This is a genomic window from Streptococcus sp., from assembly GCF_019414905.1.
In the GTDB taxonomy this organism is placed as follows: Bacteria; Bacillota; Bacilli; order Lactobacillales; family Streptococcaceae; genus Streptococcus.
Map to the genome: position 1 here is coordinate 3,129 of NZ_DXLC01000225.1, position 8,754 is coordinate 11,882.

The 8,754-nt window shown below is 40.0% G+C and carries 15 protein-coding genes, 1 tRNA gene and 1 pseudogene; 10 read left to right on the forward strand and 7 right to left on the reverse strand.

All coding sequences use genetic code 11. The annotated features are described in order from the left end of the window. Nucleotides 1-159: 159 nt before the first annotated feature. Nucleotides 160-459, reverse strand: a complete 300-nt coding sequence (locus QZ359_RS06910) for a YbaB/EbfC family nucleoid-associated protein (RefSeq protein ID WP_000981533.1) — start codon at nt 457-459, stop codon at nt 160-162. Between the two features lie 185 nt (nt 460-644). On the opposite strand from QZ359_RS06910, the pseudogene QZ359_RS06915 reads away from it, so the two are divergent. Then, nucleotides 645-1,086: pseudogene (locus tag QZ359_RS06915) on the forward strand (EfeM/EfeO family lipoprotein); the annotation flags it as partial. Nucleotides 1,087-1,241: 155 nt separating this feature from the next. Here QZ359_RS06915 and QZ359_RS06920 read toward each other — a convergent pair. The 4 genes from QZ359_RS06920 to QZ359_RS06935 form a co-directional block, all read right to left on the reverse strand. Then, nucleotides 1,242-1,601, reverse strand: a complete 360-nt coding sequence (locus QZ359_RS06920; protein WP_000221463.1) for a type II toxin-antitoxin system RelE/ParE family toxin — start codon at nt 1,599-1,601, stop codon at nt 1,242-1,244. Beyond that, nucleotides 1,591-1,875 carry a type II toxin-antitoxin system RelB/DinJ family antitoxin gene (locus QZ359_RS06925; RefSeq protein WP_000213595.1) on the reverse strand — a complete coding sequence of 95 codons (285 nt, stop codon included), beginning with the start codon at nt 1,873-1,875 and terminating at the stop codon, nt 1,591-1,593. The genes QZ359_RS06920 and QZ359_RS06925 overlap by 11 nt, the downstream gene beginning before the upstream one ends. A 191-nt stretch (nt 1,876-2,066) precedes the next feature. Beyond that, complete coding sequence (locus QZ359_RS06930; protein WP_000710764.1) at nt 2,067-2,309, reverse strand: type B 50S ribosomal protein L31; 243 nt, start codon at nt 2,307-2,309, stop codon at nt 2,067-2,069. A gap of 94 nt (nt 2,310-2,403) precedes the next feature. Further along, on the reverse strand, nt 2,404-3,339 hold the full coding sequence (locus tag QZ359_RS06935; RefSeq protein ID WP_000401753.1) for a bifunctional oligoribonuclease/PAP phosphatase NrnA: 936 nt from the start codon (nt 3,337-3,339) through the stop codon (nt 2,404-2,406). A gap of 103 nt (nt 3,340-3,442) precedes the next feature. On the opposite strand from QZ359_RS06935, the gene QZ359_RS06940 reads away from it, so the two are divergent. From QZ359_RS06940 to QZ359_RS06965, 6 genes are all read left to right on the forward strand, one after another. Beyond that, nucleotides 3,443-3,886: a flavodoxin gene (locus tag QZ359_RS06940; RefSeq protein WP_001162125.1), complete on the forward strand. Its 444-nt coding sequence runs from the start codon at nt 3,443-3,445 to the stop codon at nt 3,884-3,886. A gap of 115 nt (nt 3,887-4,001) precedes the next feature. Further along, on the forward strand, nt 4,002-4,268 hold the full coding sequence (locus QZ359_RS06945; protein WP_000362436.1) for a chorismate mutase: 267 nt from the start codon (nt 4,002-4,004) through the stop codon (nt 4,266-4,268). Further along, entirely contained in the window at nt 4,265-4,639 is a 375-nt protein-coding gene (crcB, locus tag QZ359_RS06950; RefSeq protein WP_000712113.1) for a fluoride efflux transporter CrcB, read from the forward strand. The genes QZ359_RS06945 and crcB (QZ359_RS06950) overlap by 4 nt, the downstream gene beginning before the upstream one ends. Next, complete coding sequence (gene crcB, locus QZ359_RS06955) at nt 4,633-4,962, forward strand: fluoride efflux transporter CrcB (protein ID WP_000234810.1); 330 nt, start codon at nt 4,633-4,635, stop codon at nt 4,960-4,962. The genes crcB (QZ359_RS06950) and crcB (QZ359_RS06955) overlap by 7 nt, the downstream gene beginning before the upstream one ends. 118 nt (nt 4,963-5,080) lie before the next feature. Beyond that, entirely contained in the window at nt 5,081-5,428 is a 348-nt protein-coding gene (gene rplS, locus QZ359_RS06960; RefSeq protein WP_001068669.1) for a 50S ribosomal protein L19, read from the forward strand. 42 nt (nt 5,429-5,470) lie between these two features. Beyond that, nucleotides 5,471-5,542: transfer RNA gene (locus QZ359_RS06965), tRNA-Arg, on the forward strand. A gap of 52 nt (nt 5,543-5,594) precedes the next feature. Here QZ359_RS06965 and yidA read toward each other — a convergent pair. Both yidA and QZ359_RS06975 read right to left on the reverse strand, forming a co-directional pair. Next, the gene (gene yidA, locus QZ359_RS06970; protein WP_101785026.1) at nt 5,595-6,401 is read right to left on the reverse strand and encodes a sugar-phosphatase; all 807 of its coding nucleotides are present in this window, start codon (nt 6,399-6,401) and stop codon (nt 5,595-5,597) included. Nucleotides 6,402-6,413: 12 nt separating this feature from the next. Continuing rightward, nucleotides 6,414-7,718, reverse strand: coding sequence for an HD domain-containing protein (locus tag QZ359_RS06975; protein ID WP_101785024.1), 1,305 nt, complete (start codon nt 7,716-7,718; stop codon nt 6,414-6,416). A gap of 71 nt (nt 7,719-7,789) precedes the next feature. Here QZ359_RS06975 and QZ359_RS06980 point away from each other — a divergent pair, with 71 nt between their 5' ends. The 3 genes from QZ359_RS06980 to QZ359_RS06990 form a co-directional block, all read left to right on the forward strand. Beyond that, a complete protein-coding gene (locus QZ359_RS06980) occupies nt 7,790-8,167 on the forward strand; it encodes a DUF1934 domain-containing protein (RefSeq protein ID WP_101785022.1) in 378 nt (125 codons plus the stop codon). Nucleotides 8,168-8,257: 90 nt separating this feature from the next. Then, nucleotides 8,258-8,590: a putative DNA-binding protein gene (locus QZ359_RS06985; RefSeq protein WP_000402066.1), complete on the forward strand. Its 333-nt coding sequence runs from the start codon at nt 8,258-8,260 to the stop codon at nt 8,588-8,590. Between the two features lie 11 nt (nt 8,591-8,601). Further along, on the forward strand, nt 8,602-8,754 hold a 153-nt coding region (locus tag QZ359_RS06990; protein WP_293964742.1), incomplete at its 3' end, for a signal recognition particle receptor subunit alpha.

Below are 8,754 nucleotides of genomic sequence, written 5' to 3' on the forward strand. Positions count from 1 at the left end.
GTATGATAACAGATGATCTAGAAAGAATTAAAGAAGAGCTTGAAACCGCTCAGGAAGATCCTGAATATACGGACTTGCTTCTTAAGAAAGCAGCAGAAATATTTACTTTCTAGGTAAGACAAAAGAGGCTGAATTGAACATCAGCCTCTTTTTATGCTATTAGAATGGTAATTTACCAGCAAAAGCACCTAGTTTCTTTTTAGTTGCTTCATCAATTTGTTCAAGAGCAGCATTGACTGCTTGAACTGTCATATCTGATAGAGTTTCAATATCTTCTGGGTCAACAACTGCTGGATTGAAATCAATTTTTGTAACTTTCTTGTCTCCTGTTAGTGTAGCAGTTACAAGGTTTTGAGCAGAAGTGCCAACAAATTCTGTAGCAGCAAGTTCAGCCTGACTTTGCTCCATTTGTTTTTGAAGTTTTTGTGCTTGGCGCATCATGTTTTGCATGTTCATCATGTTGATTTACAGTTTCCTTTTATCTTATTTTCTTTCTTATTTTATCAATTTTGAGGTTAAAAGTCTATTGTTAGTATAAATCCCCCAACATTAAATTTTCTGAAAATCTATTAAAAAATGAGTGGAAACGTGGTATAATGAGACGTAAAATTAATTCAGGTTTCCTGAACCGATAGGAGTAAACAATGAAAAAACTAGGTTTTGTCCTTTTATCTTCAGCCTTGCTATTGACAAGCTTGTGCTGTTAGGTTTGAAAAATCAGCAGATACAACCGATTCATCTAAGGTTACAGCCTTGTCTGAAGACAAGCAAAAAATGCTTGATAAGGCCACTGCTGACTATAAGACTTTTGTGCAAGAGCAAATCGATAAACTCTTGACAGATACGGAAGGCTTTGTCAAACTGTTGAAAGAAGGCAAATTAGAAGAGGCTAAGATGGTCTATCCACTGATTCGTATGTCTTATGAGTGTTCAGAACCGATTGCTGAGAGTTTTGGTGAGTCAGATGTCAAGATTGACTTCCGTTTAGCAGACTACATGGACGAAAACAAGACAGAAGAAGGATGGTCAGGTTTCCACCGTATCGAACGCATCCTTTGGGAAGACAATACAACTAAAGGAACTGAAATCAAGATAAGGAAGAGTAAATCTGCACTAATAAAAAAACTTTGTTCTCTAGAAACCATCGTGTGGCTAGCTAGAGTGCAAAGTTTTTTGATTTTCTAGTTAAAATGAAGACTGTATTCTTTATAATCACAAGGCTATTAAGGGAGCAGTTGACATCAAAATGATGATTTTGAGTTTTTATTATTTTTGCTTTGTAGCAAGGTAACATAGTCGCTTTTTGTGTGAAATAAGTGGGAAAGAAAAACAGTTCTTTGGGTTTGATCGATAAAGTAAAGCAAGATATATTGCCCGATAATTTTTCCTCTTGTTGAGTACTTACTGTTGATTTTTAGTCCTATTTTTTCATCTGCATCAAAACCAGCTTCAGGAAAGGTTTCTAAACTTTTTAAGCCGTCTAGAATTTTGGTCACAGTATTTTTAGCAGACTGAGGTGATAAAAGAACAGTAGTAATGTAGTCATGAATACTGTCAATTGCCTGACTCACTTCGGTAGATAGAATCACTTTATAAGTCATATCGTAGCCTCATATCATCTAGGGAAGTTCCTTGTCCGTATTCATATTCTCTTAAGGCGCGTTCAGATTGGGCTTGTAGTTCCTGAATTAATCGCTCACGGTGTAAATCTTCTACAGTTTTTATTGGTAAATCCTGTTCGAGAACAATTTGCTCGATAAAAAGACTAATAGCATCCGTCATAGTCATTCCTTTTTCCTTGATGATAGCTCTAGCTTGTTCCATTGATGACTCATTGATTTTAAAATTGTATTGCTTAGTAAGTGATGTCGTCATGGTATATCTCCAATCTATACTATATATAGCTAGTATATATCTTTTATACTTTTTAGGCAAGAAAAAACTTTGTACTCTAGAAACCATTGTGAGGCTATTGAGAGTGCAAAGTTTTTTTGAGTTTGGAACATGAAAACAGCAGTTGATTTCAAGAAACAAAAAAAAGAACAGCCGAAGCTGTCTTTTTATCATTATTTGAGACCGTATTTTTTGTTGAAACGATCCACGCGTCCATCTGCTTGAGTGAACTTTTGACGTCCAGTGTAGAATGGGTGTGAGTCTGATGAAATTTCCACACGGATCAATGGGTAAGTTTCGCCTTCGAACTCAACTGTTTCGTTAGAGCGTTTTGTTGAACCGCTAAGGAATTGGTAACCAGTAGTTGTGTCCATGAAGACAACTGGGCGATATTCTGGATGGATATCTTTTTTCATTTTGCAATATTTCCTTTCTGCCATGGTCTCTTTGCGAGCCATAGATGTTACCATACTAGTCTATCAGATTCTGAAAAGTTTGGCAAGTATTTTATCAGTTTTTAAGCAAGTTTTTTAACTTTTGGTAGATGATTTCGTTTTCTTCTAGGCTATAGGAATTAGCACCGCTTGCTAGAGGGTGGCCTCCACCATCATGTTCCTTGGCAATTTCATTGATAGGATGGATTTTACTACGTAAGCGAACACGGTAGTGGCCATCAGCCTGTTCCACAAAAATTCCCCAGAGACTAACACTGTCAATGCGTCCAGGTGCACCGACAATGGCTGCAGTTTCAGCATCGGTAACATTGAATTGTTTCAAGACTTCTTGACTCAGGATAATGCGAGCAGCACCATTTTCATCCACTTCCAGATGGTCGTAGATGTAGCCTTGAAGTTTAGCAATTTTGTAACTCATAGTGTCCATTTTGCGAGTGAGAGCCGCAAAGTCAAAGTTATGTTCTCTCAAATAAGCAGCAAGGTGAAGAGTCCGTGCAGTCGTAGAAGGATAAAGGAAGCGGCCTGTATCACCAACAATTCCTGCAAAGAGCAACTCAGCAGAACGATCTGACAATGCCAGTTGGGTTGTTTGAGCGAATAGGGTAATCATCTCGCTAGCGCTACTTGAATTAGTATCCACCCAAGACAGATCACCGTATACATCATCATTTGGATGGTGGTCAATCTTAATGAGAAAATCACCTTGACTATAGCGCTTATCATCGATACGAGCAGTATTAGCCGTATCACAGACGATGACAAGGGCGCCTTGGTAGGCACTATCTTCAACAAGATCCATTTCAGCCATCCAAGTAAGAGTTGGTTCATCAAAACCAACGGCCTTGATGGTTTTTTCTGGGAAATGATGTTTGAGAAGAGCTTTCAATCCCACCTGACTTCCCAAGGCATCAGGGTCTGGTTTCATATGACGGTGAATGATAATCGTGTCATATTCTTTGATTTTTTCTAAAATTTGATGGCAAATTTCCATAAATAACCTCAATTCTTTCTCATTTCATTGTAGCACAAGAATTTTTATTTTTAAAATGAAAAAGATGTGATATAATGGAGAAAGATAAATTGAGGAGGATGATATGGCATTAGCAAAAATTGTATTTGCCAGTATGACCGGTAATACCGAAGAAATTGCAGATATTGTAGCAGACAAATTACGTGACTTGGGCTTGGATGTCGATGTTGATGAATGTACAACTGTTGACGCTTCAGACTTCTTGGAAGCAGACATCGCTATCGTTGCGACCTATACTTATGGTGATGGAGAATTGCCAGATGAGATGATGGACTTCTACGAAGACCTAGCAGATCTCAACTTGAATGGCAAAATCTACGGAGTGGTCGGCTCAGGAGATACCTTCTACGATGAATTCTGTAAGGCTGTTGATGACTTTGACCGCGTTTTTGTAGCGACAGGGGCAGAAAAAGGTTCAGAGTGTGTCAAAGTTGATCTCTCTGCTGAGGAAGAAGACATTGAACGCTTGGAACAATTCGCAGAAGAATTGGCTGCTAAAGTAGGATAAGCATAAAAGTGCGCTGATGCAATCAATCAGTGCATTTTTCTTATCGAGAGTTGGGATTTTACTAGCCTATTTGGTGGCTTTTTGATACAATAATTCAAATAAAGGAGGAGACTGTATGGATTTAGATATTATTCGTCAAGAAATTGATCAAATCGACGATCAAATTGTTAAACTTCTAGAAGAACGAATGCACTTAGTTGAAGGGGTTGTGGCTTATAAGAAAGCTTCGGGTAAACCGATTTTAGATACCAAGAGAGAAGCGGTTATTTTTGAAAAGGTTAGAAGTCGTGTAGGAGACAAGCGCTATCAGGAGACTATTGTAGCGACTTTTTCGGACATACTCAAACGTTCGCGTGATTATCAGGATCAAAATATCAAATGAAAAAAGAACAATTTTATCCGCTAGGAATTTTTCTAGCTGCCATGGTGGGCGGACTTGTCCGCTATCTAGTTTCCACTTGGTTACCAGCAAGTCCAGATTTTCCTTGGGGCACTCTCTTTGTCAACTATCTGGGCATTTTCTGCTTGGTTTATTTGGTAAAAGGCTACCTGATCTATAAGGGGACTAGTAAGGGCTTGGTTTTAGCACTGGGGACGGGTTTTTGTGGAGGTTTAACAACCTTTTCTAGTCTCATGCTTGATGCTGTGAAACTGCTTGATACAGGGCGTTATCTTAGTTTGGTCCTGTATTTGCTTTTGAGCATCGGAGGAGGCCTGCTCTTGGCTTACTATTTGGGGAGGAAGAAATGGTAATCATTTATCTTGCAATTACTTGTGGTTTCGGAGCTTTAGTACGGTATATCTTTTCCCGCTATAATCAAGCTTCTAAATTGCCCCTCGGAACGCTTATAGCCAATCTTTTAGGTTGTTTTTTGATTGGATTATTCTATAATCATGTGGAGTCTAAGGAAGTCTATGCTATTCTAGCAACAGGATTTTGTGGCGGTTTGACAACTTTTTCGACCTTGAATGACGAACTACAAAGACTGTTAAGTGATAAGAAGGTATTTTATTCTTATCTGACTTTGACCTACCTAGGTGGTTTGATTGCGATTTTTTTAGGAATTCTGCTATAAATTTCTTTACTTTTTTGTGGAAATTTGGTAAACTGTATCTTGTGTGTAATGGACGCACAAAAATACAGTTTATCCGCTGAGGAAGAATCCTCAAGATTGACAAAGATAGGAGAATAAAATGAATCCATTAATCCAAAGCTTGACTGAAGGTCAACTTCGTACTGATATCCCATCATTCCGTCCTGGTGACACTGTTCGTGTACACGCGAAAGTTGTCGAAGGTAACCGTGAACGTATCCAGATTTTTGAAGGTGTTGTTATCGCACGTAAAGGTGCTGGTATCTCAGAAAACTACACAGTTCGTAAAATCTCTAACGGTGTAGGTGTTGAGCGTATCTTCCCAATCCACACTCCACGTGTTGAGAAAATCGAAGTTGTTCGTTACGGTAAAGTACGTCGTGCGAAATTGTACTACTTGCGTGCTCTCCAAGGTAAAGCAGCTCGTATCAAAGAAATCCGTCGTTAATTCGACTAAAAAACTCTGCTTCTTCAGCAGAGTTTTTATCTAGCTCCCTTAGTTCAATGGATATAACAACTCCCTCCTAAGGAGTAGTTGCTGGTTCGATTCCGGCAGGGGGCAGTAATTAGACATCAAAAACCGCTCAGCCGAGCGGTTTTTATCTATTTCTCTTTTACAGTACCCATGTACGGATGGCATGGGCAACGCCGGATTCGTCATTTGTTTTGGTGATGTATTTGGCGATTTTTTTGATTTCTGGATTTCCATTTTCCATGACAACGGGGTTACCAACGACTTCCAGCATGGCACGGTCATTTTCTTCGTCACCGATAGCCATGGTTTCATCTTTGGTCAATCCGAGTTTTTCAGCTAGGTGAGTGATGGCTGAACCTTTGTCCACATTCTTTTTAAGGAGTTCGAGGTAGAAAGGAGCAGATTTGTTGATGGAGTAGCGCTCGTAAAATTCGGCTGGTATTTTTTCAATCGCAGTATCGAGGATTTCTGGTTCATCGATGAACATACATTTGACAATTTCTTTGCCGGCCATTTCTTCAGGGGTGCGGTAGAAGATAGGCATGCTGACGAGGGTTGATTCGTGCACTGTGTATTTTCCGATATTGCGATTGGCAGTGTAGATACCGTCCTTGGTAATGGCGTGCATGTGAACACCAAGCTTACGACTGAGAAATTCCATATCCAGATAATCCTCATAGGTCAAGGATTCGCTGATAATCTCATGGCCAGTAGCAGTTTCTTGGACAAGGGCACCGTTGAAGGTCACTACATAGTCACCCTCGTCTCTCAACTGCAGGTCATCCAGAAGTTTGGCAACACCAGCGATAGGGCGTCCAGTTGCAATGACGACTTTGACACCAGCTTCTTTGGCATCTTGGATGGCAGAAAAGACTTCAGGAGTGATTTCCTTTTGGCTGTTGACTAGGGTTCCGTCAATATCGACGGCGATTAGTTTAATACTCATAAAATTCCTCTTCTAGTTTTTATTTGGGGTAAAATGATCGTTCTTAATCAAGTGTAAAAATTGCTGGGTAATGCTTGCGAAGATGCTGTTTTGGTCCAACATTTCTTTCGGAAAATAAAAGCGATTATCTCCGTGGCGACTGCCAGCAAGGGATTGGACGATAGGAGACAGGCTAGAGAGTTCGGCCAGTTCTCCATTTTTTTGTAAAATCTCAATCTGTGTCCGCGGATTTTCAGATTCGGGACGATAGATATCATAAGGAAGGTCAAAGTTCTTATGAATGGCAGTGTAGTAGTCAGGATCAAAGCCGATGTCCTCAACCAATTTTCTCATACTTGCAAGTTGGTTTTGGTCTTCTTGTGAAAAGGTAATGGATTTAAAGACCTTGCGGTTGACAAAACGTTGCGATAAATCTGCAAGAATCTTGTCAGGACTGGTCATCCAGAGCTGGAAGTAGGTATTCATCACACCATCATCCAGAGCCAGATAGTCAGACAAGGTCACATTTTTTTCAAAGAAAGGTAGGAGGTGTGGGGAAGTTCGTGCAAAGAAGTCTTTGTCTTCAGGATAGAGTTCCTTGGCGCGCTTAAGGAGATTCTGTAGGAGAACTTCCATGGCGCGTGTTGCTGGGTGGAAATAAACCTGCATATACATCTGGTAACGACTGAGGACGTAGTCTTCGATGGCGTGCATGCCATTTCGCTGAAAGGCAATCCCATTTTCGATAGGACGAATGACTCGGAGGATGCGAGTCAGGTCAAATTCTCCATAGGAAGCTCCAGTAAAATAGGAGTCGCGTAAGAGGTAGTCCATGCGGTCCGCATCAATCTGACTAGAAATGAGTTGCACGACCTGCTTGTTAGGGTAGGTATGGTCTATGACACTGGCAACCTTTTCTGGAAAATCTGGCGCCACTTGTAGCAGGACTTGGTGAATCTCCGTTTCAGGACTTTGGATAATCTCCTGAGTAATGGCTTCGTGGTCTGTATCAAAGAGATGTTCAAAAGTATGGGAGTAGGCACCATGCCCAAGGTCATGTAGGAGAGCAGCGGTCATGGTCAAGAGAGACTCGGCAGGATTCCATTCTTCAGGATATTTTTCTTCAAAAATCTCTGTGATACGTCGTGCAATTTCATAGACTCCTAGACAGTGAGAGAAGCGACTGTGTTCTCCACCGTGGAAGGTATAACTGGAAGTTCCCAGTTGCTTGATACGACGCAAGCGTTGAAATTCTTTTGTATTAATCAAGTCATAGATGATTTGATTGTTTACATGGATGTAGTTGTGAACTGGGTCACGGAATACTTTTTCGTTCATATGACCATTATAGCAAAAAGCTAGAGTTTTTGGTAAAATAGTAGGACAAGAGACAAGAAAGAGGACTTGATGTGAAGATTCGGATGCGAAATAGGATTCAGTTTGATGAGCAGTTGGAAGTTATTGACCAACTTTATGACGTGGAAGTGCATGAAAAAGGAGATTATAGCTACCTGCTTTTCTATAATGAGGAAAAGGAAAAAGTAGTTATTAAATTTCATGGTCAAGAAATTGTGATGAGCCGATTTTCCAATCCGAAGACCATTATGCGCTTTTTAAAGGATAGTGACAGTTTAGCCTATATTTCTACACCTATGGGCATGCAGGAGTTTATCATCCAAACGAGCCGTTATGAAGTTAATGGGCAAAAGATTCATTTAGACTATCAACTACAAAATCAAGAGGGACATCCCTTTGCCAGCTATCAATTGGAAATTACTTGGGGCTAGGCTCATGTCTTTTTCGAATTTTGCTAGCTATCTTCTAGGATTAGCCTGCTAATGTGGTAGATTAGGCTAATTTTTGGTATAATAAAAGTTATGGAAATCGAAAAAACCAATCGTATGAATGCGCTCTTTGAATTTTATGCAGCGCTTTTGACAGACAAGCAAATGAATTATATAGAGCTCTACTACGCTGATGATTACAGTCTTGCTGAAATTGCCGAGGAGTTCGGTGTCAGTCGTCAGGCTGTCTATGACAATATCAAGCGGACAGAAAAGATTCTAGAAGATTATGAGATGAAATTGCATATGTACTCGGACTATATTGTCCGTAGTCAAATTTTTGATCAGATTTTGGAGCGCTATCCCAAGGATGACTTTCTGCAGGAGCAGATAGAAATTTTAACAAGCATTGATAATAGAGAATAAGAGGAAGAAAAATGGCATTTGAAAGTTTAACAGAACGTTTGCAGAACGTCTTTAAAAATCTACGTAAAAAAGGAAAAATCTCTGAATCTGATGTCCAGGAGGCAACCAAAGAAATTCGCTTGGCCTTGCTTGAAGCTGACGTTGCCTTGCCTGTTGTAAAGGAC

Bases quoted from the DNA above. Each gene is read 5' to 3' on its own strand.
- QZ359_RS06910 (WP_000981533.1), bottom strand. From the start codon at position 459: ATGATGAACATGCAAAACATGATGCGCCAAGCACAAAAACTTCAAAAA.
- QZ359_RS06920 (WP_000221463.1), bottom strand. From the start codon at position 1,601: ATGACTTATAAAGTGATTCTATCTACCGAAGTGAGTCAGGCAATTGAC.
- QZ359_RS06925 (WP_000213595.1), bottom strand. From the start codon at position 1,875: ATGACGACATCACTTACTAAGCAATACAATTTTAAAATCAATGAGTCA.
- QZ359_RS06930 (WP_000710764.1), bottom strand. From the start codon at position 2,309: ATGAAAAAAGATATCCATCCAGAATATCGCCCAGTTGTCTTCATGGAC.
- QZ359_RS06935 (WP_000401753.1), bottom strand. From the start codon at position 3,339: ATGGAAATTTGCCATCAAATTTTAGAAAAAATCAAAGAATATGACACG.
- QZ359_RS06940 (WP_001162125.1), top strand. From the start codon at position 3,443: ATGGCATTAGCAAAAATTGTATTTGCCAGTATGACCGGTAATACCGAA.
- QZ359_RS06945 (WP_000362436.1), top strand. From the start codon at position 4,002: ATGGATTTAGATATTATTCGTCAAGAAATTGATCAAATCGACGATCAA.
- crcB (WP_000712113.1), top strand. From the start codon at position 4,265: ATGAAAAAAGAACAATTTTATCCGCTAGGAATTTTTCTAGCTGCCATG.
- crcB (WP_000234810.1), top strand. From the start codon at position 4,633: ATGGTAATCATTTATCTTGCAATTACTTGTGGTTTCGGAGCTTTAGTA.
- rplS (WP_001068669.1), top strand. From the start codon at position 5,081: ATGAATCCATTAATCCAAAGCTTGACTGAAGGTCAACTTCGTACTGAT.
- yidA (WP_101785026.1), bottom strand. From the start codon at position 6,401: ATGAGTATTAAACTAATCGCCGTCGATATTGACGGAACCCTAGTCAAC.
- QZ359_RS06975 (WP_101785024.1), bottom strand. From the start codon at position 7,718: ATGAACGAAAAAGTATTCCGTGACCCAGTTCACAACTACATCCATGTA.
- QZ359_RS06985 (WP_000402066.1), top strand. From the start codon at position 8,258: ATGGAAATCGAAAAAACCAATCGTATGAATGCGCTCTTTGAATTTTAT.